Source organism: Methanosarcina subterranea, assembly GCF_055385895.1.
Genome location: NZ_AP042426.1, coordinates 2,022,556 through 2,048,365, shown reverse-complemented (window position 1 = coordinate 2,048,365; position 25,810 = coordinate 2,022,556). Strand labels below are relative to the sequence as shown.

The 25,810-nt window shown below is 39.3% G+C and carries 20 protein-coding genes and 1 CRISPR repeat array; of the genes, 12 read left to right on the top strand and 8 right to left on the bottom strand.

The window, feature by feature from the left end; all coding sequences use genetic code 11:
• Positions 1-969 precede the first annotated feature (969 nt).
• Positions 970-1,164 carry a hypothetical protein gene (locus tag ACZ5A8_RS09010; protein WP_464533443.1) on the top strand — a complete coding sequence of 65 codons (195 nt, stop codon included), beginning with the start codon at positions 970-972 and terminating at the stop codon, positions 1,162-1,164.
• A 238-nt stretch (positions 1,165-1,402) separates the two neighbouring features.
• Here ACZ5A8_RS09010 and ACZ5A8_RS09005 read toward each other — a convergent pair whose 3' ends face one another.
• A complete protein-coding gene (locus ACZ5A8_RS09005; protein ID WP_464533441.1) occupies positions 1,403-1,882 on the bottom strand; it encodes a hydrolase in 480 nt (159 codons plus the stop codon).
• Positions 1,883-2,308: 426 nt separating this feature from the next.
• Here ACZ5A8_RS09005 and ACZ5A8_RS09000 point away from each other — a divergent pair, with 426 nt between their 5' ends.
• Complete coding sequence (locus ACZ5A8_RS09000; RefSeq protein ID WP_464533439.1) at positions 2,309-2,758, top strand: stage III sporulation protein AH; 450 nt, start codon at positions 2,309-2,311, stop codon at positions 2,756-2,758.
• 161 nt (positions 2,759-2,919) lie between these two features.
• Positions 2,920-5,499: a CRISPR direct-repeat array (repeat unit 37 nt; unit sequence GTTTCAATCCTTGTTTTAGTGGATCTTGCTCGCGAAT).
• A 437-nt stretch (positions 5,500-5,936) separates the two neighbouring features.
• Here ACZ5A8_RS09000 and ACZ5A8_RS08995 read toward each other — a convergent pair.
• The gene (locus ACZ5A8_RS08995) at positions 5,937-6,560 is read right to left on the bottom strand and encodes a class I SAM-dependent methyltransferase (protein WP_464533437.1); all 624 of its coding nucleotides are present in this window, start codon (positions 6,558-6,560) and stop codon (positions 5,937-5,939) included.
• 114 nt (positions 6,561-6,674) lie between these two features.
• Positions 6,675-7,451 (bottom strand): YoaP domain-containing protein, encoded by a 777-nt coding sequence (locus tag ACZ5A8_RS08990; RefSeq protein ID WP_464533436.1) that lies wholly within the window; start codon positions 7,449-7,451, stop codon positions 6,675-6,677.
• Positions 7,452-8,110: 659 nt separating this feature from the next.
• Here ACZ5A8_RS08990 and ACZ5A8_RS08985 point away from each other — a divergent pair.
• The 6 genes from ACZ5A8_RS08985 (at position 8,111) to ACZ5A8_RS08960 (ending at position 15,787) form a co-directional block, all read left to right on the top strand.
• Entirely contained in the window at positions 8,111-9,715 is a 1,605-nt protein-coding gene (locus ACZ5A8_RS08985; RefSeq protein WP_464534075.1) for an ABC transporter substrate-binding protein, read from the top strand.
• A gap of 503 nt (positions 9,716-10,218) precedes the next feature.
• Positions 10,219-11,898 carry an ABC transporter substrate-binding protein gene (locus ACZ5A8_RS08980; RefSeq protein ID WP_464534074.1) on the top strand — a complete coding sequence of 560 codons (1,680 nt, stop codon included), beginning with the start codon at positions 10,219-10,221 and terminating at the stop codon, positions 11,896-11,898.
• Between the two features lie 270 nt (positions 11,899-12,168).
• A complete protein-coding gene (locus ACZ5A8_RS08975; RefSeq protein WP_464533434.1) occupies positions 12,169-13,161 on the top strand; it encodes an ABC transporter permease in 993 nt (330 codons plus the stop codon).
• Complete coding sequence (locus tag ACZ5A8_RS08970) at positions 13,158-14,015, top strand: ABC transporter permease (protein ID WP_464533433.1); 858 nt, start codon at positions 13,158-13,160, stop codon at positions 14,013-14,015. The genes ACZ5A8_RS08975 and ACZ5A8_RS08970 overlap by 4 nt, the downstream gene beginning before the upstream one ends.
• 190 nt (positions 14,016-14,205) lie before the next feature.
• Positions 14,206-15,183 (top strand): oligopeptide/dipeptide ABC transporter ATP-binding protein, encoded by a 978-nt coding sequence (locus tag ACZ5A8_RS08965; protein ID WP_464533431.1) that lies wholly within the window; start codon positions 14,206-14,208, stop codon positions 15,181-15,183.
• Positions 15,173-15,787, top strand: coding sequence for an ABC transporter ATP-binding protein (locus ACZ5A8_RS08960; RefSeq protein ID WP_464533430.1), 615 nt, complete (start codon positions 15,173-15,175; stop codon positions 15,785-15,787). The genes ACZ5A8_RS08965 and ACZ5A8_RS08960 overlap by 11 nt, the downstream gene beginning before the upstream one ends.
• A 318-nt stretch (positions 15,788-16,105) precedes the next feature.
• On the opposite strand, the gene ACZ5A8_RS08955 is transcribed toward ACZ5A8_RS08960, so the two are convergent.
• On the bottom strand, positions 16,106-17,734 hold the full coding sequence (locus tag ACZ5A8_RS08955; RefSeq protein ID WP_464529695.1) for an IS1634 family transposase: 1,629 nt from the start codon (positions 17,732-17,734) through the stop codon (positions 16,106-16,108).
• 29 nt (positions 17,735-17,763) lie between these two features.
• Between ACZ5A8_RS08955 and ACZ5A8_RS08950 the strand changes: the two genes are divergently transcribed.
• The gene (locus ACZ5A8_RS08950) at positions 17,764-18,582 is read left to right on the top strand and encodes a restriction endonuclease (RefSeq protein WP_464533428.1); all 819 of its coding nucleotides are present in this window, start codon (positions 17,764-17,766) and stop codon (positions 18,580-18,582) included.
• A gap of 416 nt (positions 18,583-18,998) precedes the next feature.
• On the opposite strand, the gene ACZ5A8_RS08945 is transcribed toward ACZ5A8_RS08950, so the two are convergent.
• On the bottom strand, positions 18,999-19,220 hold the full coding sequence (locus ACZ5A8_RS08945) for a hypothetical protein (protein ID WP_461650506.1): 222 nt from the start codon (positions 19,218-19,220) through the stop codon (positions 18,999-19,001).
• 381 nt (positions 19,221-19,601) lie between these two features.
• On the opposite strand from ACZ5A8_RS08945, the gene ACZ5A8_RS08940 reads away from it, so the two are divergent.
• A complete protein-coding gene (locus ACZ5A8_RS08940; RefSeq protein WP_464533427.1) occupies positions 19,602-20,126 on the top strand; it encodes a YIP1 family protein in 525 nt (174 codons plus the stop codon).
• A gap of 97 nt (positions 20,127-20,223) precedes the next feature.
• Here the strand turns inward: ACZ5A8_RS08940 and ACZ5A8_RS08935 are convergent, their stop codons facing one another.
• From ACZ5A8_RS08935 to ACZ5A8_RS08925, 3 genes are all read right to left on the bottom strand, one after another.
• On the bottom strand, positions 20,224-21,444 hold the full coding sequence (locus tag ACZ5A8_RS08935; protein ID WP_464533425.1) for a PKD domain-containing protein: 1,221 nt from the start codon (positions 21,442-21,444) through the stop codon (positions 20,224-20,226).
• A gap of 332 nt (positions 21,445-21,776) precedes the next feature.
• On the bottom strand, positions 21,777-22,202 hold the full coding sequence (locus ACZ5A8_RS08930; protein ID WP_464533424.1) for a VOC family protein: 426 nt from the start codon (positions 22,200-22,202) through the stop codon (positions 21,777-21,779).
• 209 nt (positions 22,203-22,411) lie between these two features.
• Entirely contained in the window at positions 22,412-22,678 is a 267-nt protein-coding gene (locus ACZ5A8_RS08925; RefSeq protein WP_464533422.1) for a PKD domain-containing protein, read from the bottom strand.
• A 1,187-nt stretch (positions 22,679-23,865) separates the two neighbouring features.
• On the opposite strand from ACZ5A8_RS08925, the gene ACZ5A8_RS08920 reads away from it, so the two are divergent.
• On the top strand, positions 23,866-24,330 hold the full coding sequence (locus ACZ5A8_RS08920) for a MarR family winged helix-turn-helix transcriptional regulator (protein WP_464533421.1): 465 nt from the start codon (positions 23,866-23,868) through the stop codon (positions 24,328-24,330).
• A 23-nt stretch (positions 24,331-24,353) separates the two neighbouring features.
• Positions 24,354-25,760: an MATE family efflux transporter gene (locus tag ACZ5A8_RS08915; protein WP_464533419.1), complete on the top strand. Its 1,407-nt coding sequence runs from the start codon at positions 24,354-24,356 to the stop codon at positions 25,758-25,760.
• Positions 25,761-25,810: the final 50 nt, after the last annotated feature.

Here is a 25,810-nt window from a genome sequence, read left to right as displayed (position 1 = left end):
TTCTTAACCATTTCTATAATCTGTTTTTGAGTGACTGGTTAGATTCTTAACCATGTATATATAAACCACTGTTAGACGCTTAACCATTAGTTTATGACTAACTGGTCAATGCTTAATCACATGTTTCTATTGTGGCGACCCTATTTTCCAAAACTAAAAAACAATCCCTCTTCTTCAGGGGAAAATTTTCCCATATTTGTCTCATAAAGCGAGAATACTCCTTTCTAGCCTCTGAAGGGAGAAGGTGGGGATAGTTCACAAAGGTTCTCTATCTTCCTCTATCTCCCCCAAATTACACTTCCCCAAATTACACATTTCTATTTACATTTTAAATCTTTACTCGCACATTAAGTCTTTACTCATACATTAAATTTTTATCCATATATATTTTCATTGGATGGATTTTTATATTTTGAAGTATGTTCGTTCCAGAAAATTAGTTTATATTATGTGTTTAAAATAATATATTTAATGACTGGAAGGTGATCTTACGCTTCAAAACGTTACTCAAGTGTATGAAGTGAACCGCTCGGCGGAAATTCCTCTAAGGCATAGTCCGAATGTTTTGTCAAATATTTTTAACGATATGGAATTCAATAGTCCTCTGTATTATTTTACTCTGCCAGGTTTTATTCTTGTGGCAGGTGGGTTGTATGTACACTTTAATCAGGTACAAACTTCTTATCCTGATGGAAACTTTAATCTCCAGTCTGCTATTTTGATGTTGCTGCTGATTTTCATAGGGATTTTTATGGCTTTTACCGGAGTTCTGCTACATTCGATAGCTGGTTTGATCCGGTATAAATCGAATAACTCCTGAAAGCTTGCAATCCGGATTTTCGTATCCAAAATATACCAGATGGGAGTGAAAAAGAATTTTACCTTTTTGTTTCCGGTTCAGGGGGTGTTGAGATAGCCCTTTGCAGGTTCAGAGTATTCAGTCTAGCTTGAAGCCCGGGGCTGCAGGGTGTGAAAAATGAAGGAGGTTCCGGAAGTAGATTTTTTTCTTTTTTGACGCTGGCAGTTTTGATGCTGGCAGTTTTGATGCTGGCAGTTTTGATGCTGGCAGTTTTGATGCTGGTCAAAGAACCTGTCGAGTTCGACTGGTATAGGAGAAGTATACTAAGTAACTATCACAAAATAGACCAGGCAGATTTTTTATAGAGTTAAATTTCAATTGGTGTTATTGATTTTGAAAATCAAGGCACCCAATTAAAACCTGTGCATAGTTTGTTCTGTGACGACTCCTAAGGAGGGAATCAGTTCTATTTTTATAGGGAGTTGAAAGGATTCTCTGTCTTTTGAACCCTTTCAATAAGGCAGTTTCTCACCTGCCAGGCAAAGAATCTTTCCGCAACTTATTTCTTACAACTCTCAATATCGGTATTATCATTCTATTTTTTTAGACTTCGGCAACGATAACAACGTAATTTTTCCCATACTTTTCAGCACATGCGGGACAGGTGGTGTACCACATATACCATTTCTTAATTTCCAAACCCTGGCCTTTTGCGTAGACTTCAAAGTCCTTGCACCATTCTCCTGTGTTTTCGAAATTTCCCTCGTAGGCTCTGGTCAGGAACTTTCCATTCAATGTTACGTTTTCAGCGCCAGCCACTTCTCTATCAACAGCCAGATAAAGGTCCATATTGCTTTCTGAAGTATGGTCCGACAGACAGAGCCAGTCAGGCATTTCCGCACCAGCCCTGGCCACTTTCTCGTTCATCCTCATTATTACCTCTCCAAAGTTTAGAGGCATGTAAATTTGTGTAGTAACCGCATCCTTGATGAACTTTTTATTGCTCCATTCAAAGATTTTTCCATCCCAGGGCGTGGGATCAAATCTGGGACAACATTCCGAAGTTTCGATTTCGCTGGTCATAATTTTTCACCCTGTCAAATAATTAACTCTTGGATTATTTTAGGTTTTGGTTTTGATTTTTAGCGAGGAATTTCTTTTTGATACAATATAAGAACGAGCAAAAATAAATATAAAAGATAAAGAGTTAAGTACTTAACAATTAAGTGCCTATCCGAAAAGTCAGTAATGCATGCTGGAAAGCCATAATAGGTTTATGATATCAGAGTACCAGTTGCGGTTTTGCATATTACCTAATGTAAAAGTTACAGCACGTAACCACTTTTCGGGTAGGCTCTAAGTACTTAATAACCAAATAATTTTATATAGAGATGTTGTCTTTTGCCAAAATATCCCTGTATATTTAAAAAACTTTTTTGAATAATTAATGATTTCATCATATTTGCATAGTATGATGTTATAAATGAATTTATACGGAGGGGAAACTTAATGATTATTATTGATTCCGAGCCCAAAAATGATGTTTACAGGAGTTTGGTAGACCTTGCTTTTGATTTATGTGACGAATTTATTCTCGTTGTACGCAAAGAAATTAAACTAAACGGTAACGTTAAATCCGTATTGGAAAAGCTAAAGCCACATTTAGAAGAAATGAAAGAGCAATCGAAATGGGCAGGTACAGAACTGGAGTGCGGAAGTACTGCATATGTTTATCATTACCATACTAACCCGGAAGCCAGGGAAATAATAAAAAAGGTTTTAAATTCATTATATGGATGGGTACAGCATGATTTTCCCGAGGATTTAAGCTTTTATAAAAATGACAAACCATGGCTGGTAAATATAGCCCATGAAAGAATAAGCCATATTCTTAGTGAAGACATGTCTGAAATAGACAGAATTGTGAACATAAAAGGTCTTGAGATAAGTATAAAATAGACCTCATCGCCATTTGAAATTACTGAGAATTACCGCCGGAGATCTTGCTTTCGAATTTTGCCTCCGAGCGATGGGGAAGACGAACTTTAAATTCAATCCTTGTTTTGGTGGAAGCTACTTCTCGACTTGATAGATACGATTCCCCAGAAATAAAAGAAGGGGTTTCAATCCTTGTTTTAGTGGATCTTGCTCATGAATTTTCGCGCAATATCTACAAAATACCAGAAAAAATGTTTCAATCCTTGTTTTAGTGGATCTTGCTCGCGAATTGGAGCAGGGACCGCGGGATCCGCAGAAGAGTAGATGGTTTCAATCCTTGTTTTAGTGGATCTTGCTCGCGAATACCCCCGTCGAAGCTGAAAAGATCCTGCAAGAAATGTTTCAATCCTTGTTTTAGTGGATCTTGCTCGCGAATACTCGAAATAAATGGGAAAGATCCAAAAGAAGGGAGTTTCAATCCTTGTTTTAGTGGATCTTGCTCGCGAATGAGGAAACTTGCGGGGAATTTCCCTGTGACTATGATGTTTCAATCCTTGTTTTAGTGGATCTTGCTCGCGAATAGATCGTGGAATGCAAGATCCAATCTGTGTAGGATATCGTTTCAATCCTTGTTTTAGTGGATCTTGCTCGCGAATCATGAGTAGAGAGCTACAGAGAGCAAGGGAGTACGTTTCAATCCTTGTTTTAGTGGATCTTGCTCGCGAATTCTTTTCACCATTTGTTACACTGTTACAAAACGTTGTTTCAATCCTTGTTTTAGTGGATCTTGCTCGCGAATACTGAATGTATTACAGAAGATCAGGATGTAACTGGTTTCAATCCTTGTTTTAGTGGATCTTGCTCGCGAATAAATCCTCGCCACCACAATCCGCAACAGTCAAATGTTTCAATCCTTGTTTTAGTGGATCTTGCTCGCGAATTGGTAGTCCTCACTCTTATCACATTTGGATATTTATGTTTCAATCCTTGTTTTAGTGGATCTTGCTCGCGAATTTTAGAACAGATAAGTACTTGCGAGACGAGGATAGTTTCAATCCTTGTTTTAGTGGATCTTGCTCGCGAATCCGGAATGGGTGAGGAAGTTTCAACCGCCCTTCCGATGTTTCAATCCTTGTTTTAGTGGATCTTGCTCGCGAATTTGTTCTAATAATTTCTGTTGTATTTTATTGGGGGTTTCAATCCTTGTTTTAGTGGATCTTGCTCGCGAATAACAAGAAGCGTTAGAAGGTGTTCATGGAAAAGATTAGTTTCAATCCTTGTTTTAGTGGATCTTGCTCGCGAATAAATTACAAAAGCAGCTAGAAAATCTCAGTGTTGAAAGTTTCAATCCTTGTTTTAGTGGATCTTGCTCGCGAATGCTTCCCTCCGGAAAGAACATTTTGGGAAGTCCACGTTTCAATCCTTGTTTTAGTGGATCTTGCTCGCGAATAAGACGCACACCCAACAGATACCAAAGAAACAAAAAGTTTCAATCCTTGTTTTAGTGGATCTTGCTCGCGAATAAACCACAAGGACCAGGACAAAAGAGCAGGAGTCCTGTTTCAATCCTTGTTTTAGTGGATCTTGCTCGCGAATCAAGAAAATTATCATATCTCTTCTATCAAAATAGCGGAGTTTCAATCCTTGTTTTAGTGGATCTTGCTCGCGAATTCGAACTCTGGAAACCTTCGGTCGTGGAAGGATCGGGTTTCAATCCTTGTTTTAGTGGATCTTGCTCGCGAATTCTCCCCGATAAACTCTTATATTTTCTTGTAGAGTGGTTTCAATCCTTGTTTTAGTGGATCTTGCTCGCGAATATACTATAGTATAGCAAACGGAAACGTGATTAAGAGTTTCAATCCTTGTTTTAGTGGATCTTGCTCGCGAATCACCCCGAAAACGCTTATGGCGGTGGGAAGTGGTGGAGTTTCAATCCTTGTTTTAGTGGATCTTGCTCGCGAATACAGGTGAAAGCAGCAGTAGGAAAGCCTTTCTGTAGTTTCAATCCTTGTTTTAGTGGATCTTGCTCGCGAATACATTTTGTTGCGCCTTCCTTGTAACTTAGTATATAGGTTTCAATCCTTGTTTTAGTGGATCTTGCTCGCGAATGAATAGTCCGACACTTGGAGGGTATTATTCAACTCGTTTCAATCCTTGTTTTAGTGGATCTTGCTCGCGAATCCGGTTGGCGGCTTCTGGGACAACCCAGACAAAAGTTTCAATCCTTGTTTTAGTGGATCTTGCTCGCGAATTTTGAGTCTGCTACGGATCCCACATTGCAGGAGAGGTTTCAATCCTTGTTTTAGTGGATCTTGCTCGCGAATACATATGGTCTTTTTAGGCATTCGTCTAATGCTTTGTTTCAATCCTTGTTTTAGTGGATCTTGCTCGCGAATACCGAATATAAAGCAGGACCGCATAAGACAAACGATCCAAAGTTTCAATCCTTGTTTTAGTGGATCTTGCTCGCGAATTAGAGGCTTAGGTTTTGACGTTTCAGCCTTTGGTTGTTTCAATCCTTGTTTTAGTGGATCTTGCTCGCGAATCCGAAAGATTTGCACCGAAGCATAAGACATAATCAGTTTCAATCCTTGTTTTAGTGGATCTTGCTCGCGAATAGGAAGTGGCATTCCGAAAATGCAAAGAAAAATTAGTTTCAATCCTTGTTTTAGTGGATCTTGCTCGCGAATGAGAAAAAGAAGTAGGAAAAGCATAGATTAGATTAGTTTCAATCCTTGTTTTAGTGGATCTTGCTCGCGAATAGGGCAAAAATTTCCGTTATTTGGCCAGAAAATGCCTGAAATAAGCCCTTTTTCGGGGCTAAAATTCTTGCTGGAAAATTATCAAACCCTTTATAAATACAAGAAAAACAGGGTTTTTAGTAATTTATAAACATTTGGACATATGCTTTTCTTTTTATTAAACTTTTGTTTTTGATTGGTGTTTTTGTGCATATTCTTTTTTAATCTACAGCGAAGTAGATTTTATCCTGGTCCTGGTAGTAGGGAGGCATAGCGGGAAGATTATTCTTCAGGAAGGCATCAGAGTCCGGGGTTGTTTTTGGGTTTGGGTTTGGCCTATTTCTTCCGGCAAAAACTGCTTAATTATGAAAGAAATGAAGTAAACGCAGGCAAAAGGCTTCCAGGAGCTTGCAGGGTGATTTTCCTGTTTTTGTGGAAGGAATTATTAAAAAGGATGATCAAACCTTTTTTGTGAGATATCCTCTAAACATTAACTTTTCCTTTCTGTCTGGTTCTTTATATATAAAAAATGTAATGCATTTCAACAAACAGAAGCCGTATTTATTTAGTATTTCAATAACCTGGGGATCGTTATGAAAATATATTGAGAGACCTGATCCGGCATCTGTATAATGTGAAAGATCTTCTTCCGATACCATGACGGTAAAGCTGAAGGTTCCACCTTTTTTCATAACTCGGCCTGTTTCTTTAAAGAATATGTCAAGTTTATCAAAAAAATGGAATATTCCACATGCTATTGCATTATCGAATTTTGCATCTTCATAGGGCCAGCACTCGGCTGCCAGGTCGAACAACCTGAGTTCCGTAGCGAACCCTTTTTTCCTGCACAGATCAAGCATTATTTCCGAGCCGTCAATCCCGTATACCCTGAGACCAGCCTTATGAAACAGGTATGAACTGAGCCCGGTGCCAATACCAATATCAAGGACAGTATCCCCAGGAGATAAATATTCATAAGCCAGACCAAAAAGCACTTCATGCCCGTGGTATTCTACCAGTACACTCATGTCGTCATAGACATCAGCAGATCTGTCATGCGCTTCAATGATAGAGAATTTCATGTTCCATAAAGTACTTTACGAAACGAAAAATGTTTTCATATTTTGCTAGTTAGCCTGCTTTTCAGTCTCAATCATCGATGTATTTTACCAAGTATTCACCAGATATCCATCTATTTATTTCATCATCTTCTTCATAATATTTTCAAACCTTGTGTTACTGATCGGATGATGACTGATAACCTTGCCATTATAAATAATACAGAAGGTCCCGAAAGCACATGGGGTTTGTTGAGCTTCATCTGCGTTCTTAATGTCAATCAGGTTAGCCTTTATTTTCAATTTGTCCTTTGCAGTTCCTAAAATAGCATCCACATTTTTTACCGAGTATGGGCACTGGGCTGAACGGATGACTGTCAAGCCTTCTGCATATTTATTCATGTCCACAGACATGTTTTTAAATTTCGGATCAGCGGTTCTCTGGTTGAATTTTAAAACCAGTAATTCAAAATCAGGTTTAGCCTCATCAACCAGAACAAAACCTTTTTTTAAGAAAATATCTTTTTTGGCCATAAATGAGCCGCTTCTTGTAACAACTGCAACACCTTGCATGTTTGCTTCTTTTGCATCTTTAATGCACTCTTCAATCAAAGAAGAAGCATAGCCTTTTCCTTTAAACTCGTTTTTGAATCCGACGAAAATGCAATGAATAAACATATATTCTTCTGTATCTACCGGGCGGTGCGCGTATTTTCCGGGGATATATTCAATCATGCCCTGGTAACCGCCTTCTCTTGAGAAGACTACTTTTATTCTCAGTCCTCTCGGGTAATACTCTTTAAACCAATCTATTTTTCTCCTTAACTCGATATGCTTTTTCACATCTTTGTATCCACAAACCCCATAGTCAGCAATATTCTCCGGATCAAGGTCTATTATTTCTATATCAGTCATGTTACCTCATAAGAGATTTAATAACTTTGTAGTTTTTTTCTATATTTCTTTTTCTATCTAATATGAAGATATAATACTGTTCTATAACTAACATTTTCTGATATTTTGGTACATTAAGTTTGAAATTCTTAATTTTGGTATCCCAAGTCCTCAGATTTTTAATCTTACATTTTTAAGCCCTTAAATCCTGAAATTTGGATCTTTGAGTCCTGAGCTCTATGAATATTGAATCTGTGAGTACTGAATCTGTGAGTACTGAATCTGTGAATACTGAGGTTGTCTAATGTTCTCGAATTTTTGGCTCATTTTCAATAGTTTATTACTGTAGCCAATAAAAACACACATATGAGCGAAAATTCACATTTAATGTTACATATATAACCAAAATATACATTTCAGTAATACATTCATTTAGGAAAGTATTTATACAAAAATGTTTCATTTCAGTTTATCTTAAATATAGTTCAAAAAGTAATACTTAATTATAATTATTTGATTGAAAAGTAATATTCAGACCCTTTACAGTCAAGAAAAAACATCGTAAAAATAATCCAGATTTGGATAAAAACTTTGGAGGAGTTTTGATTAAGAAAAATCAGCAATATTTGCTCATAGGGTCACTAATCGTAATTATAGCAGCTGCCATTGTTGTCAGCTCTATGTCCAGCCCTGCTGCAGATTCCAAATCCGTTGAACAGGCTTCCCAGATTGCCGGAGAAACGGGATCTCAGGGTTCTGAAGAACTGAATTCCCTCGCATCTGACGAACTGGTTGCAGCCGTAGGGACTCATGGAGGGGAGCCCGAAGCCGGCTTTAATCCAATTACAGGCTGGGGCAAAAGCAGTGAACCCCTGGTTCAGAGCACTCTTTTCAAAAGGGACAGTAAGGCAAATCTGATCAATGATCTGGCTACGGATTATGCAATTAGTGATGATGGACTTAGGTGGACTGTCAAAATAAGGAACGATGTTAAATTTCACGATGGAACACCTTTAACAGCTAAGGATGTAGCCTTCACGTTCAATACGGCAGCAAACGCCAGTGGTGGAACTGATTTATCCTTGCTTGAAGAGGCTATTGCAACCGATGATTACACGGTTGAATTCGAGCTAAATGATCCACAGGCTACTTTTGTCAATAAACTCACAGCAGTTGGCATTGTCCCGGAACATGCTTACAATGCTGAAACCTACGGATCCAATCCGATAGGCTCGGGCCCATATAAGTTTGTGCAGTGGGATAAAGGGCAGCAGGTAATCTTTGAAGCAAATCCGGATTATTACGGACAGAAGCCGTACTTCAAAAAGTTAACAATGCTCTTTATGGGATCAGACTCTGCTTTTGCAGCAGCAAAAGCAGGACAGGTCGACCTGGCTGAAATTCCGGCTTCTTACGCCAAACAGAAAGTTGATGGAATGAAAATAGTTTCTCTTGATTCTATTGATGCCCGTGGAATTAGTTTCCCGATGAATCCGAATAATGGCGAGAAAACTGAAAACGGCTATACAATTGGAAACAACGTAACTTCTGACCCTGCAATAAGAAAAGCCCTGAATATCGGAATAGACAGGCAGGCATTAATCGATGGAGCCTTAAACGGACAGGGAAAAGAAGAGTTTACAGGTGTAGATAAATTACCCTGGGGCAATAAAGAAGCTATTTTCGAAGACGGAGATATAGAGGAAGCAAAGAAAATCTTAGCCGAAGGCGGATGGACAGATACTGACGGCGACGGTATTGTTGAGAAAAATGGCTTAAAAGCCGAGTTTACGTTAACATATCCTGCCAGTGCACAGGAAAGACAGGCATTAGCAGTTTCGGTGGGAGAGGAAGCTAAAAAACTGGGTATAAATATTAAAGTCGAGGGTAAAAGCTGGGATGAAATTTACACCCTTTGCTATTCAACTCCAAATGTCTGGGGTTATGGTTCGCTGGATCCGACTGACATATACTTAAGATACTACAGTAAAAGCTACGATCCTTCAACCCATAACAACGTAATAATGTACAATAATTCTGTTGTGGACAACTACCTGAGAACAGCCATAACCAGTTCTGATCAGGATACGGCTATTAAGAACTGGCAGCTGGCTGCCTGGGATGGGACAACGGGATTTTCAGAAAAAGGGGACGCCCCCTGGATGTGGATGGCAACCATCAATTACGTCTACATAATGGACGAAGATCTGGATATCGGAACTCCCAGAATACAGCCTCATGGTGCAAATATCTTTGGCAATATTCTGGAATGGAAGCATTCATGAGACCAAACAGATGAGACCAAATAGCAAATGAGACCAAACAGGGATTTGAGTGAACATCTCAAATCCTTTTATTTATTAGATACACTCAGGGAGACTCTTTTTATCCAGTAGACTAGAATCAAAATCGTTTAATATTGAGCTGAAAATGGAGACTGTTAATACTCCCTATTTTTGATAACAAAAAATTATATTTTTCATCCATAGAATACTTCTATAAAAACTCAGCAAGAATTAGAAATTTAGATTTAGTGTTACTAAATTTTCTAAAATTTAGATTAAATATTACGCATTTATAGCAAAGTACTTATAGAAAAATTGGTTTTAATCATTTAACATTATTCTGAGGAAAAGTAACACGTATACAGATTTCCATTAAAATTATTATTCAAAAAACTCCCGTTCTTTCAACACAGATTCATTGAATATCGCTACGAACTTAAGTGGAGAGTATTCAGGTCACTTATAAATCAGGAGGAATTCCGATCAAGAAAAACCAGCAACATATGTATGTGGGGACATTAATAGTAATTATAGCAGTTATTGGTATTATCACTTCTATATCCGGTTGCGTATCCAGTTCGACGCATAGTTCTGAGATTGGTTCTGCACCAGGCTCAGAGTCAGGCTCTGCATCAGCCAGCTCGACTTCCCAGGCTTCCGACGAACTGGTAGTAAATGTATATTCACATACAGGAGAACCGGAAACAGGATTTGACCCTCTTCTGGGATGGGGATGCGGTCATGTGAATTTTGAGCCGTTAATACAGAGTACTCTTTTCAAATCAGCTGATGATAACAATATAATAAATGACCTTGCTACAGGTTACTCTGTCAGTCCTGATGGGAAGACGTGGACTGTAAATGTAAGAGATGATGTCGAATTCACAGACGGAGAGAAGTTAACAGCTGAAGACGTAGCATTTACATTCAATACGGCAATAGGAAGTAATTCGGAGCTCGACATGAGCAACCTTGAAAACGCCAGGGCAATAAACGAGACGGCAGTTGAATTCAAATTAAAAGAGCCCCAGTCCAGTTTCATATGGAGGCTCAGATATGTCGGAATTGTGCCGGAACATGCCTATAAAAAAGAAACCTATGGAGCCAGCCCAATAGGGTCAGGTCCGTATAAACTGGTACAGTGGAACAAAGGGCAACAGGCAATATTTGAACTCAATGACAATTACTATGGACAGAAGCCGTACTTCAAAAAAATAACCATGTTATTCCTGGATAAGGATACTGCGTTTGCAGCTGCAAAGTCTGGAGATGTAGATATAGCTGAAATCGATATTACCCACGCAAATCAAACCATAAATGGTTATGATTTAACATCACTTCCTTCATCAAGAGCATTCGGGATTTCTTTCCCCATGCAGAAAGATACCGGCAAAAAAAGCCTTTCAGGAGACCCTATAGGTAATGACGTAACAGCAGACATAGCAATTAGAAAAGCATTAAACACGGGAATTGACAGAAAAGCAATACTTGACGGGGTAATATACGGAAAGGGAGATGTAGAGTATACAGGTGTGGATCAGAGAGTCTTTGGAAACCCGGAAGCCAGGATCAATGATTCGAACCTTGAAGAAGCTAAAAAAATACTTGAAGATGCAGGCTGGAAGGACACAGATGGCGACGGAATCCGGGAAAAAGATGGGACCAGAGCAGAATTTAAACTGTATTACTCTTCATCTGACCAGACAAGGCAGGCTCTTTCAGTAGCCGTAAGTGAGCAGGCCAAAAAGTTAGGTATAAAAATAAATCTTGTCGGTACAAACTGGGATGAAATATACGCAAACCAGTACAGTTCAGCCGTTTTATACGCCTACAGCAGTATAGATACTTTTAATCTGTACCTGCAATACCATACTAAAGAAGCCGATGATACATACAGAAACCCGGGCCTTTACAGCAATCCTGTTGTAGACGGGTATCTGGAAACAGCTTTGAGAACTTCAGACCAGGATCAGGCTACCAAAAACTGGCAGTTAGCTGCATATGATGGAAATACCGGTTTTGGGCCTGCAGGGGATGCAACATGGCTGTGGCTTGTAACAATGGATTACGTCTACGCAGTGGATGAAACTGTGGATATGGGAACTCCGGAAAAGAATGCCGGATCAGATATTTTAGGAAATATCTACGAGTGGACAAGGATAGATGCGTCCGGCTCGACTTAAAGTGAATAATCCTACTTCAAAATGGATGATCTAATTTCAAACAGTGACCGGCTTAAGGTGAGGGATATTACTATCATAATAAGATGATATTGGAAATATCACTCATTTTATTTTTTAATCTGGGACCGGGATTTGTTGGGAGATAATTGGAAAATATGCTGTAGGAGTTTATTTCGATCATTGAGTATGAAAATTTATCATATTATTCATAACATTTACGTTCGAGATGAAATAGAGTTGTTATATAATAGCTGTATGTGAGGGAATAACGTGCTGGACAATGAAAAAATAGTGGGCTTTGCAGGGAAAAAACTACTCAGGTTGGTAAGTCTTCTGCTTGTAGTTTGTTTTGTAAGCTTCATGCTCATTCAGTACTCGCCTATAGATCCTGTTAGGGCTTACATCGGAGAAATGACAGTGAGTGCAGAGCACAAAGCTATACTCGAAGAATATTGGGGAGTTAATACGCCGCCGCAGGAAAAATTCCTGAACTGGGCAGGAAATATTCTCAAAGGAGACTTTGGAGTTTCTCTAATTTACAGGATTCCTGTTATTGACGTGATTAAAGAAAGGTCTGCAGCTTCTTTTACCCTTATGGCAGTTTCATGGCTGATTTCAGGAATTCTGGGTTTCACTCTGGGGATAATAGCCGGAATAAAGAAAGGAACATGGATTGATAGAGCAATAAAGACTTACTGTTATACTCTGGCCGCTACTCCGACATTCTGGCTGGCGTTAGTCCTGCTAATGGTATTTTCAGTGTACCTTGGGTGGTTCCCTATAGGTCTGGGTGTTCCCATAGGGGTTACGGCTGGGAATGTGACTTTATTTGATAAGGTACGGCATTTAATTCTCCCTGCAGTTACCCTGAGTTTGCTCGGAGTAGCACAGATTGCAATGTTTACCCGGGAAAAATTAATAGAAGTCATGTCAAGCGATTATGTATTATTTGCAAAGGCAAGGGGTGAAAAAGAGCTGGACCTGGTCTTAAGGCACGGAATAAGAAATGTTGCACTTCCTGCCATCACCCTGCAATTTTTAGGGTTCAGCGAACTGTTTGGAGGTGCAGTCCTGGTCGAACAGGTATTTTCCTACCCCGGAATAGGACAGGCTGCAGTGGCAGCAGGGCTAAGGTCTGATGTGCCTCTGCTTTTAGGTATAGTTATTATCAGTGCCCTGTTTGTCTTTTTCGGAAACCTGATTGCTGATATTATCTATGAATTTGTCGATCCCAGAATAAAGCAGCAGAAGGCAACATTATGAGTACTGCTGTTGTAACGGTTAACAGAGGAGTTTTCAGAGGGCTGAACCTGAGACAGAAGACGCTTCTGATGATAGGCCTCACATCACTTCTATTGCTTACAATAGTTGTTTCCAGCGTATCTCTGGGAGAAGAATCCTTACAGACCGATTTCAGCTCGAAAAACCTCAGCCCTTCAACGGAACACCCTTTCGGGACTGACTGGATGGGAAGGGATATGTTTATAAGAACCGTGAAGGGGCTCGGTTTAAGCATAATGATAGGAGCTTTTGCTTCTGCAATTAGCACTATACTTGCCGTAATTTTGGGCCTGCTCTCAAGTGCTGGAAAGACTGCAGACTCTTTTGTCTCCTGGATAGTAGACCTGTTTCTTTCAATCCCTCACCTCCTTTTAATCATCCTTATTTCCATAGGAATGGGAGGAGGAGCAACAGGGGTAATTATTGGAGTTGCATTCTCGCACTGGACAGGCCTGACTAGAGTCGTAAGAGTGGAGATTAAACAGATAAAAACTCAGGAATATATTCATATCTCCAGAAACCTTGGCAAGTCCAGATGGTGGATAGCAACAAAACACATCTTTCCTCACCTTATCCCCCAGATACTGCTTGGCACGATTCTAATGTTCCCGCACGCTATCCTGCATGAAGCTTCGGTAACATTCCTTGGTTTCGGGCTTTCCCCTCACGAGCCGGCAATCGGTATAATCCTATCTGAGTCCATGAAGTACCTCTCAGCCGGATACTGGTGGCTTGCGTTCTTCCCTGGACTATCGCTGTTAATTGTAGTCCTGGCGTTTGACATGATAGGAGATAACCTGGGAAAATTGATAGATCCAAAAAAAGCTCATGAGTGAGTTATACTCAACTTCACTCATTCTATGATGGGTTCGTTGAAGAAAATTCTTGCTTGACAACCATGATGCTGCAGTAGAAATTGGCTCAGGGATATGTAATGTTTCGATTCCATAAGTAGAATTTCGTTTTAGAATTCTGATTTAAAAAATGGGAGTATGAAAATAGAGCTGAAAAAATAAAGGTGGGAATATGAGAAGTAAAGCTAAAATCTGCACTGAAGAAAATAAGAAAACTGAAGCCCTGTTAAAAGTAAAAGACCTCTCATTATCGTTCATTCAATATGCTTCAGGGCTCAGGCAAACCGAGTTAAAAGTGATCTCTGATCTGAGCATAGAAGCCTATAGTGGAAAGATTCTGGCTGTCGTTGGATCGAGCGGGTCTGGAAAAAGTCTTCTTGCACATGCAATATTAGGAATTTTACCTTCCAATGCAATACTTAATGGTAGGATTGAATATGACGGTAAGGAACTTACTCAGGGAAGAAAAGAGGAGATAAGGGGCAAAGAAATAGCCCTGGTCCCTCAATCCATTACCTATCTGGACCCTTTAATGAGGGTTTCCAACCAGGTAATAGGATGCGTTGAAGAGGAAAATAAAGGCTTGATGAAGAAGCTCCAGAGGGAAATCTTCCAGAGGTACAGCCTGAAACCCGAAGTTGAAAGGATGTTCCCTCATGAGCTCTCAGGAGGGATGACCAGAAGAGTCCTGGTTTCAACCGCCGTAATAAGCTCTGCAAAGCTCGTAATTGCAGATGAACCGACTCCGGGATTGGATGAAAAAACTTTGAATGAAACCTTGAGCTACTTCAAAGATATGGCAAATAAAGGCTGTGCAGTGATAATTATAACTCATGATATAGAAGCTGCATTAAAAATATCAGATAAAATCGCAGTCTTCTATGCAGGCACGGTTTTAGAAGTAGCTAACGTTGAAGATTTTAAAAATAACGGTGAAAATTTAAGGCACCCATACACCCGGGCACTCTGGAACGCACTCCCTCAGAACAAATTCCAGGCAATCAAAGGCCATCAACCAATGCAGGACGAAGTTACTGACGGATGTATCTTTTACGAAAGGTGCTCTAAAAAGAATGTCCTTTGCTCTAAAGGTATTCCTCAATTTAAAGATGTCAACGGAGGAGTGGTGAGGTGCAATAATGTGTCTTAAAGGCGAGAATATCAGTTTCGGATATAAAAGAAACAATTTGATTTTAAATAATGTGAATATATCCGTAGACCGCGGAGAGGTATTGGGGCTGATTGGAGATAGCGGAAGTGGCAAATCAACCTTATGTAAAATACTAGCTGGTTACGAAAATAACCATAAAGGAAATGTAATTATTGACGGAAAAAAAGTTCCTTCGAAGGGATATAACCCAGTCCAGCTTGTCTTCCAACACCCGGAAAAAGCTGTAAACCCTAAATGGAAAATGAAAGATATTTTAAATGAAGGACATATTGTTCCACAGGACATTCTAGATTCGTTCGGAATAAAAAAGAGCTGGCTTAACAGGTGGCCCAATGAACTTTCCGGAGGTGAGCTTCAAAGGTTTGCCCTTGCAAGATCTTTAAGCCCTGAAACTAAATTTTTGATAGCTGACGAAATAACAACAATGGTAGATGCTATTACTCAGGCTCAGATCTGGAATATAGTCCTGGATATAGTCAAAGAACTGAATATTGGAGTACTGGTTGTAAGCCACGAAAAAAACTTAATTAATAAGTTATGCGATAATGTCGTTTATTTAGATGCTATAAATAGTGCTAACTGATTAGCTGTCATTCATTTAGACGCTATAAATAGTGTTAACCGATTAGCTGTCATTCTACAATATTTCTCCTTTGTGAGATAATATTAATATTTTTTTATTTCTTCATGATTTTAAACATTTATTCTTTAAAAACCGCCTGGCACGGAGTACTATGTAAACTCGTCATGTAAATTTCATCTAATTTCAGTTTAGAAAATAAATTTATCTGTTGTCAGGAGTTTTGATCTCTGTCCAATCACGCTCTTTAAAAAAGAAACGTAGGAGTTAAAAGAAATATGAAAAGTAGAAGTTTATCCTACATTCGGCAGGTTAACGTAATTAGAGATAGATATTTTCATATTTCTCTCCCATGAGACCCAATATCTTCCAGTGAAGATCCTCCATATTCAGTATTTCTGAATTTACTTCACCTTCTTTCTGAGAAATAAGTTCTGTAATTCCCTGGAAATTGACAAATATCCATCTCATCGTAGGTCTTTTTGTTGGCTTTCCTTTTTGATCTGGAACCGTTTCATTTTCTTCCTCTAATTTTGTCCTTAATTTCCATTCTGCAATTGAATAAATCATTAAGCAGAGAACCATTGTCATAGCCAGTGCTTCAATTCTGCTTTTATTCTTTAGGTAGACTTTCGATATGCTAAATGTATCACTTTTCAAGAATCGGAATCCTTTTTCTACATTGTCCTGTCCTTTGTAATACTTCAGCATCTCTCCCGGAGAAAGAGTGATATCATTACTCGCAAGAATGAAAAGTCCCATTTTCTCCATTTCATTCAAAACAAAAGCATCATTAACCTTTATGCTTCCATCAATCCTGAAATAAGTCTTTAATTCCTCATCTTTAGAAGGTCTGCCTCTTTTACCTGATTCACGTTTTTTAATGGATTTCAAATCAACTTTTTCAAAAACAATAGAAGGGAATTCTTTAATCCATTTCTCTGCAGCTTTTGATGCATCCTCTTCGCAGAAGAAGTCCTCTCCTTTCAGCTTTTTAAAAGCCTTCTCTGCTTTTTCAACCTCTTTGTCAAGTTTCGTCCTGAGAGTTTTCTCTTTCTTCTCCTTCATCTTGTGAGAAAGCAGCAAAACCCACTTTTGTTTGACTCCGCCATATTCCACAAAGGTTTGATAAAAAGAGTACCTCTCATCACTTTTTAGCGTTTTCAGGTTCAGATTTGCAGTTAGCAGTTCCTTTGCCTCGGAAATTGTTGCAGGAACACGACTGATCCAGAATGATTTTCCGATATTCTGGATATTATTGTCTGTGTAAAAGGAACTATCAGCGACATAGTACACTTTGCTTTCAGGTCTTAAAACTGATTTGAGAGACGTTATTGCATCCAGAATTGTGTTTTTGTCGGAAGCATTTCCTGAATGTGTGTTCATGAAAAGAGGTATTCCATGCTGATTAACAATCAAGCTCAGTACAAATTGTTTGAGGTCCCATCTTCCGTTTTTGGGAATTCCAAAAGTAATATCAATAGACTCAGTTTCTTCGTCTTCATAATCACCATAAACGCTGACACTTGTAGTGTCAGAGTGTAAACAGTGAACAGGAATAGGTAGACGAGCCATAATGTGAAGGGTAATTTCCGTAAACAGTTTTGTAGGGCCATATTTTACGATTTTGTCAAGAGTCTCTCCGATAGCATATTGATTCAGGTCTTCTTTTGTTATACCGTCTCCAAAAAGCCTTTCAGTAGAAATGTTTTTGAAAAAATCAGGAAACAGGTACAGACGTTGCCCTATGAAACCTAGACCATTGAGTACCATGGCAAGGATGCAGACTGAGTGAGGAACATTATGATTCCGTTCTTTGGGAAGTTTCTCATCGATCAGTTTGTCAACTTCAAGTTCTCGGAAAACTCCAGCCATAAGACCTAGGTGACCTAAGAACCGTGTACGTTTTAAGGAGGATTCAACTCTTCTACTACTGTTTTTCTCTGCCATGGGATAACCAAGAAAGAGATATAAAATTAATGATATTAATTTATAGGTTTACCTGCCGAAAGCAGGATTTTATAGACAAAATTACAGGTCAAAGGCGTGAAGTAGATATCTCCATTAAAGTTGATATAGGATACTTACCACTTACAATAATAGTAGAGTGTCGAGATCGCGATTCTAAAGAAGATGTTACGTGGATAGAGCAGTTAGTGTTAAAATGCGCAAATATAAAAGTTAATAAGGTTATTGCAGTTTCATCCAATGATTTTACAGAGCCCGCTAAAAAATCAGCAGAACACTACGGAATTGAAACCCGTGTTTTAAGCGAGATAACTAAGGATGATGTGAAATCATGGTTTATGGCAAATTCTTTAGAGATCTGTAACAATCTTTTTTGTATTATCAATGCGAGTCTGGGACTCGCAAACTATGAAGAAACTAATTTTAAGATGGAGTCAAAAGAAAAAATATTCTCATTCAAAGATGAAAGCTATAGTTTTGAAGAAATCTTTCGTGAAGAGGTAATTAATAAAAAACCTGAGCTTTATGAAGATATTGAAATAAACGGACCAAAAAAAATAAAGAAAATAAAATTCAAGATTCCAAATAAATATAGCATTAAAGCACCGAACTCCAAAGTATACTACTTAGAAAGCTTTATTGTAGATTTTGAGTTATGGATAGAGTATAAAAAAATACCATTTTCAAAACTAATACGTTATAGTGATGAGAGTAGAATCTTTGTGGAAGGAGTAAGTTCTGAAAATTTTAAAATTGGAGAAGATAATTATACATTTTCACTCTATCGAAGTGACGAGACTATAAAAGGATTCATCAAAAAATTAGACTAAGAGTTCATTGCGAAATAAATACTATTAATCACCGCCTCGAGAAATATTTATAAAACAGAATTCTCTCTCACCCAATCCACGATCTGTTCAAGCAAGATATTTCTCTCCGGCATTGCCACAGCTGCTATAAAAGGGTTTTATCATTAACTGTCAGCCCGTATCCTTCATTTCTTAAAATCACTATCCTGGTAGCTATTCGAGTTCTTTTATTTCCGTTAATGAAAGGGTGCTGGCCTGCTATTGTCTGCGTTGATATTTTGTAAAATTTCGCCGGACAAATCCCAAAATATTCCTATCAACTGTATTCCACTCAGAATAGAAATTTGGAGTCAAAATCAGGACCGGGAATCGAGAGCTTACAAATTTTGATGATTATCTGTCTTTTTGAAAATATACAGCTCTCGGTTCCTTGATTCTTATTTTTTGATCATTCCCTGGACCTTTTTAATATTGTCTATGGATTTTTTCTTTAGCTCGATCTTTTTTTCCATTTTATTTATTTTCATTTCCAGCCATTGTATTTTCATGTCCATTTTCATTAATGCAACTTCTCTTTTCTGCTCTTCGGTCAGAAGTTCCCAGATCTCGGACATCGAGCCGTGATGCATTTGAGTTTTCCCTGACATTTCTTCGCCCATGTTTAATTACCCCTTTTCTTTAGAACTGACTTCACTGGCATCTGCCATCATCAATCGAAACCCCAGAAACCGGTAAATAGTCCCCTAGCATCATAAAGAGATTATTATTTCTGACATATAATAACTAGAGAAATAGAATTAAGAAACAAATAATAAATGGAAATAGAGCTTGAAAAGGGAAGAATGGCAAAAGATGTACTGATGATCCTATATTTTGTTTGTAATTTCCCCCGGACGTCCGGATATTTAAAATGAATCAAGATAAGTTACAGTTTTTCTACCGCTATCCACAATAACTTCTCAGAGAAGGTCATTCCATTTCCCGGTATGTTTACACTCTGACAGGTCAAATATAAATAATACTTTACAAGATTATTTATTATGGCATCTTTTGATTATCTCGGAACCTGGAAAGAGGTTATGAAAAGCCCATCTCATTTTTACAGGGAAATGCCAAAGACCGGAGGATACACTGATCCTATCATTTTTGCAGCAGTCAACGTTGCCATATACTCGCTTTTTTACCTGCTTTTTAATCCCGGAGTTTATAATGTCAGCGGATTTAGTTCTTTGATGGTATTTGCAGTTGCACTTATGGCACCGGTAGCAGGCGTTATCGCTCTATTTTTCGACGCAACGCTATTCCATATTATCCAAAAAACGCTTGGGGGAAAAGGAACTTATGAAGGTACTGTAAGGTTCGTGCTCTATGCCTCTGCTGCTTCATCCCTTCTCTGGATTCCTTTTGCAGGTGGGATTTTCGGAGTTTACCAGCTATATCTCTATGTTGTGGGCGGCAGGTTTGTACACGACATAAGCATGGAGCGGTCTGCCCTGGCTCTATTTCTGTCCATTTTACTGGTTATTGTCTTTGTAATGCTGGTTTCTTTAAGCGGCTTTGTTTAATTCCGTTGCTGCGCTGTTACTGGCTCTTTTATCTTTTCCGGCAGTATTTTCGAATCCTTCAGGTTTCGAAATCCCTTTGGCTTGATCTCTTTTTGTTTCATTTTGATACTGTGATACACCCTTTCACGCTTCTGATATCACTCCCAGCAGCGTTCGTTACCGTTAAGCTGACGGTATATTCCCCTGCCTTCCGGAATGTATGGGTTGCATTTTGAGCGTGTTTTGAATTAATGCCATCTCCAAAGTCCCAGTACCAGTTTGTTGGTGTTCCTCCTGTGCTGGTATCAGTGAACAGTACCGTTAGTGGGGATGCGCCGGAAGTTACGTTTGCAGTGAAGAATGCATTGGGTTTTATGGGTTCGGCTGAGAGGTCGTACATGTGAATAGCACTTTGATTGGTGCGCCTATCCTGCCATACTATCCTGTCCCCATAGATCGCGGGCACAGACGCCCTTCCGCTAGTGGAAATGCGAGTTTCATTGGTAGTGGACAGGTTGCACATGTAAATATCGCTCATGCAATTGCGTTCATCCCGCCACACGACCCTGTCACCATAGATATCAGGATCAAAAGGATCTGACGGAGAGTTAACACCACTTCCTTCGTTAGTGGAGAGGTCATATACAATAATGCAGTAATAATTAGCGCAATATTCATGAGATACTAATTTGTCTCCATATATCACACAGCCATATGAGTACCATGCTTCAATTTCTGTCTTGTTGCCAGTGGAAACATTATACATCCAGATAGGACCACTTTCCCCGAAAAATCCGCTATCGTTGGCCCACACTATTCTATCCTCGTAGATATCAGGACTCCCATAACTGCATCCGTAGTTACTGATTTGGGTCTGGGTGAATGTAGACAGGTCATACATATAGACATTGTACGTTCTGTTCTCTGGATTTTCGTTGTCTATAAATTCTTGCCACACTATTATATTACCGTAAATAGCTGGTTGACTCCCGCGAATATAGGTATCACCACCGGTCACATTTTCGGTAATCAGGAATTTTCCATCGGTTGATATATTATAAACACAAAGATTGGGATTTCCACTGCTATTATCAAGCCACACGATTTTATCACCATAGATAGCAGGATAGCTTGCAGAAGACGAATTGAGTTCGGTGTCAGTTCTATTGGTTATATCATAAAGATGAATAGTACCATTTGACGACCACACAACTTTGTCGCCATAAATATCAGGACCAACTCCAATTCCAAGACGGGTTTCCTGTCCGGCTGATGCAACTATGGAGATCATAATTAAAAATTGAAAAAATAACGCTATCAAAAAGAATTTACTTCTCATTTATTCCCCCCAAACTAAAGTTATAACTGCCCGCTGCAAGCAACAAGCTATATTATATATCGAGCCCCCACTCCCGTTATAATGAAACTATTCAAAATCAATAAAAGCCATAAAGTATCTATTCTCAGACACAATGATTTGCTTGTCATAGTTCCGCTTATAGTACAAAGGCAGCTAAAAATATAAACCAATCCATATAAAAATAGTTTTTGGGGGAAGTTTTCATCCCTGCAACAAGCTGCAGGGTATTCGGCTGAAAAAAGAGATTAAAGGCATTGGGCAAGTCCATAGTGCCTGATAACTTACATAAGGCTATCTGTTATTCGATATGATTACGGAAATATTAAAGCATCCTTTTTATCGAAGTCCAGAAAAGGATTCCAGGCAACTTCCCACAGATAACCATCCGGATCGGCAAAATAACCACTATAACCACCCCAAAAGACCTTCTGAGCTTTCTTAATAATCTGTGCACCTGCTTGTTCAGCCTGATGGAGAACCATATCTACTTCCTCAATACTCTTTGCATTATGCGCTAAAGTAATACCTGAAAAACCTGTTCCTTCAGGACTTGTAGTTACATCCTTTGCTAGTAAATTTCTAGGATACAGCGATAAACCGACACCGCCTAAGTCGAAGAAAACAATACTATCCTGACTCGCATCAGAAGGTTTCCAGCCCAAACCATCTCGATAAAACTTAAGAGAAGTATTTAAATCCTTTACTCCTAAAGTAACCAATGTTAATTTTTGTCGCATGAACTCACCTTTTGAAAAATTGTTATAGCTAGATAATTTCGCAGGTCAAAACTGCGCTGGCGTACCCTGCCTTAACCGACGGTGTTTATACGCTACCACCTTGCTGCAAACAATGTCTATTCGCGCCATCCCTCATATTAGTGTGCCGGATCTTTATTGGAAATGTGGATTTTTCCAGCGTATAAGATATATCCGTGTCGGCACCGGTTTTAGGTTGACTTTTTAAAGAGATACAGCAACATCATCACAAGAATCAAAAAATTGAATCTGCAGGGGGTCGTTTGGGAGTCACTTTGTACATTTATTTCACTCTTCTTCATGTCCGTTCCATATTCATTGTTTACTGTAAGCGTTACCCTGTAATATCCTGCAGCAGCGTAGGTGTGCTCCGGATTCTGCCGGGTCGAGTTGGTTCCGTCTCCAAAGTCCCAGTACCGGTTTGCTGGCGTTCCTTTTGTACTTGTATCTATGAACAATACCGTCCAGTGGATATGAATCGGAGTCACATTTGCAGTGAAGAGGCTACAGGGCTTTAACGTGGGCTACGCACGTATAAATATAATTTTAACTCTGTCACTAAGGTTCCAACGCTTCTATACTATCCTGTCCCGTATATTGCAGGCCACGGCTCACCTGATTCATTGCTTGTTATTTAAATTTCCTTTGAGGTAGACTGCGTGAGCCGTGTTTTCCGTCAGGCTGATGCAACTATCCAGATAATAATCAAAAACGCAAAAGCTATCGATATAACAAATAATTTACTTCTCATTTACTCCCCCCAAACTAAAGTTACAGTTACGTCGCTGCAAGTAACTGGCTATATTCGAGCCTCCACTCTCGTTATAATGAAACTATTCGAAATTAATAAAAGCTATGAAGTATCTATTATCAGACACAATGATCTGCTCGTCACAGCTCCATTTATAATATGAAGGCAGCTAAAAAATATAAACCAATCAGTATAAAAACGGTTTTTGGGAAAAGTTTTATCTCCAGAGTGAATTGTGAAATATTAGAATAAAATAATCTTCTTAATCAGGAGTTTTCTGAGAAATTCTCAAATCTTCCTCCCCTTACTCTCTCCACATAGCCTATTTTTCAGGCTTTTTCTTACAGTTTTTTCTGAAAACTTTGAATGTCATGGTTTATTGAATTCCTCTGTCAGGCATTCAAGATCTAATTACAACATTATTATTATTGATCGGCTCGGTGTATTTTTTAGATATATCAATTCAATAATTTGTGTTTCGGATGAAAACTTGCTCTTTGTTATTCGAATTAGGTTTCATACGTACTCTTTTTATGGATATATCTCTTGCAGATTGCTATTATATTAGTTTCATCTGCAATTATTCTATAAATAGCTCTTATTTAGAACAAACTTCATGGCTTCATAAATATGAGGGTCTAATTATGAAAGCCGAACTATGCTTCCCAACCTCTTATACTTCCAAAGCCTCATATGTGTATTAAAAGACCTGAAACCTACCAAATCGGAAGTAGATACCTGGTAATTGCTGCTCTAATTTAGTTTCCTGCGTAACTATTATATACATCATAATTGTATGGAATGTGGTATAGATTAGTTTCACGTGCAATTATTTTGCAAATGGGCTTTATTTAAAAAAGCCTCCCAGCTTATATGCAACGCAAGGTAAAAATTATGGAAGACCCAAGAGAAATTCTCGGCCCGATCGCCCACATCTACCGGAGTCACCTGGCATATATGACAAAGGAACTCGAAGCTTACCGGATCGGAAGCGGACAATTTGAGTTTTTATTTATTTTATACCATAGAGATGGCATCTCTCAAGAAACTCTTGCGAAAATACTGAAAGTAAGCAAAGCAACAAGCACAAGGGCGATCCAGAGCCTGGAAAAAGAAGGTTATGTGCACAGGCAAAAGGACGAAAATGACCTCCGGGCTTACAGGGTTTACCTGACTGAAAAAGGGATGGAAATGAGAGTTGTGATTCTTGAAAAGCTGGTTTCTTTTATTGACACCCTTTTTTCGGATTTTACACCGGAAGAAAATGAAATTTTCAGGCTACTAATCCGTAAGGCTTCACTTAAACTCTTTGATCCTGAATTCAAGCCTCTATGTCACAGGCCGGATGACGTGCAGTAAAAAACGAGACGGAAGTATAGTGTATGGGAGAAAAAAGTGATTTTCTGGGAAAAGAGAGCATAAGAAAGCTCCTGTTCAAACTTTCAACCCCTGTGATCATTGGAATGCTGGTGCAGGCTCTCTATAATGTTGTGGACACCCTTTTTGTAGGAAGGGCATATGGGGTAGAAAGTGTCCAGGCTATAGGCGGGCTTTCGATAGCTTTTCCAATCCAGATGATAATCATGGCTTTTGGAATTGTTCTCGGGACAGGAGGGTCTTCCATTATTTCACGCGCCCTTGGAGCTAGAGAAATCGAAAAGGCCGAGAGAACTCTCGGAAATGTTTTTTCCCTGAGTCTGATACTCAGCGTACTTATTGCCGTCCCCTGCCTTCTTTATCTGGATGTTATTCTGGAAACTTTCGGTGCCACTCCCGGAATCCTGCCCTATGCCAGGGAATATCTTGAATACATAATTGCAGGAGGGCTTTTCTTTGTCTTCGGAGTCTCGGTCCAGCACATCGTCAGAGCCGAAGGGAATGCCCGCCTTGCCATGAATGCAATGCTGATAGGAGCAGGCCTTAACATCCTCCTTGACCCACTTTTTATCTTCGGCTTCGGGATGGGTGTGAAGGGAGCTGCAATAGCAACCTTGATGTCCCAGGCAGTGAGTTCAGGCTGGCTTCTGCAGTACTGCCTTAAAGGAAAAGGAGCTGTGCACTTTAAGTCCGGAAACCTGAGACCAGACCTGGGCGTCATAAAAGAAATAGGAGCTATAGGGTTCGGGTCTTTTGTTATGCAAGCTTCGAGCAGCCTTATGATGATCTTTGTATATAATGCCCTTGCAAGCTATGGAGGAGATGTCGCAATTGCTGTTTTTGGTACTGTAATAAAGATTAATTCCTTCATCTTCCTGCCTCTCCTGGGTATGGCCTTTGGCCTGCAGCCAATTGTAGGGTACAATTACGGGGCAAAGCAATTCGGAAGGATAGCCGAAGCCGTAAAACTGGCTCTTATAGCAACAACAGCCTTCGGGCTCATTGGCTTTATTGTCGTAAATCTCTTCACAGAACAGATTCTAGGGCTTTTCAGTGCCGACCCGGAATACCTGGCTGTTGGGAAAGAGGCTGTAATGATTATGCTCTTGGGAATGCCTTTGATAGGTCTGAACGTGGTCGCAATGACACTTTTCCAGGCCCTGGGGAAAGCAAGGCCCTCTTTCATTCTTTCCCTCAGCAGGCAGATTCTTTTCCTGATCCCGCTTGTCGTCATTCTTCCCGGTTTCTATGGCCTGGATGGAGTCTGGGCAGCTTATCCGGCCTCAGATTTTCTGGCATCTTTGCTTTCCGGACTGATGCTTTTCAGGGTATACAGGACTTTTAAAGAACGTAAAAGTTTCTCAAAAATCACCGCGGAATCAGAAATGGCAGATAAGGTGTTACATATCTGACAGCTCATTCAGGAATCTTCAAACCATATCACAAAACCGTTTATGGAAAA

Coding starts and splice junctions, on each gene's coding strand:
- ACZ5A8_RS08990 (WP_464533436.1), bottom strand. CDS start 7,451: ATGACTGATATAGAAATAATAGACCTTGATCCGGAGAATATTGCTGAC.
- ACZ5A8_RS09000 (WP_464533439.1), top strand. CDS start 2,309: ATGATTATTATTGATTCCGAGCCCAAAAATGATGTTTACAGGAGTTTG.
- ACZ5A8_RS08985 (WP_464534075.1), top strand. CDS start 8,111: ATGTCCAGCCCTGCTGCAGATTCCAAATCCGTTGAACAGGCTTCCCAG.
- ACZ5A8_RS08980 (WP_464534074.1), top strand. CDS start 10,219: ATGTATGTGGGGACATTAATAGTAATTATAGCAGTTATTGGTATTATC.
- ACZ5A8_RS08940 (WP_464533427.1), top strand. CDS start 19,602: ATGGCATCTTTTGATTATCTCGGAACCTGGAAAGAGGTTATGAAAAGC.
- ACZ5A8_RS09005 (WP_464533441.1), bottom strand. CDS start 1,882: ATGACCAGCGAAATCGAAACTTCGGAATGTTGTCCCAGATTTGATCCC.
- ACZ5A8_RS08970 (WP_464533433.1), top strand. CDS start 13,158: ATGAGTACTGCTGTTGTAACGGTTAACAGAGGAGTTTTCAGAGGGCTG.
- ACZ5A8_RS08950 (WP_464533428.1), top strand. CDS start 17,764: ATGATATTAATTTATAGGTTTACCTGCCGAAAGCAGGATTTTATAGAC.
- ACZ5A8_RS08995 (WP_464533437.1), bottom strand. CDS start 6,560: ATGAAATTCTCTATCATTGAAGCGCATGACAGATCTGCTGATGTCTAT.
- ACZ5A8_RS08965 (WP_464533431.1), top strand. CDS start 14,206: ATGAGAAGTAAAGCTAAAATCTGCACTGAAGAAAATAAGAAAACTGAA.
- ACZ5A8_RS08945 (WP_461650506.1), bottom strand. CDS start 19,220: ATGGGCGAAGAAATGTCAGGGAAAACTCAAATGCATCACGGCTCGATG.
- ACZ5A8_RS08960 (WP_464533430.1), top strand. CDS start 15,173: ATGTGTCTTAAAGGCGAGAATATCAGTTTCGGATATAAAAGAAACAAT.
- ACZ5A8_RS08930 (WP_464533424.1), bottom strand. CDS start 22,202: ATGCGACAAAAATTAACATTGGTTACTTTAGGAGTAAAGGATTTAAAT.
- ACZ5A8_RS08935 (WP_464533425.1), bottom strand. CDS start 21,444: ATGAGAAGTAAATTCTTTTTGATAGCGTTATTTTTTCAATTTTTAATT.
- ACZ5A8_RS08955 (WP_464529695.1), bottom strand. CDS start 17,734: ATGGCAGAGAAAAACAGTAGTAGAAGAGTTGAATCCTCCTTAAAACGT.
- ACZ5A8_RS08920 (WP_464533421.1), top strand. CDS start 23,866: ATGGAAGACCCAAGAGAAATTCTCGGCCCGATCGCCCACATCTACCGG.
- ACZ5A8_RS08915 (WP_464533419.1), top strand. CDS start 24,354: ATGGGAGAAAAAAGTGATTTTCTGGGAAAAGAGAGCATAAGAAAGCTC.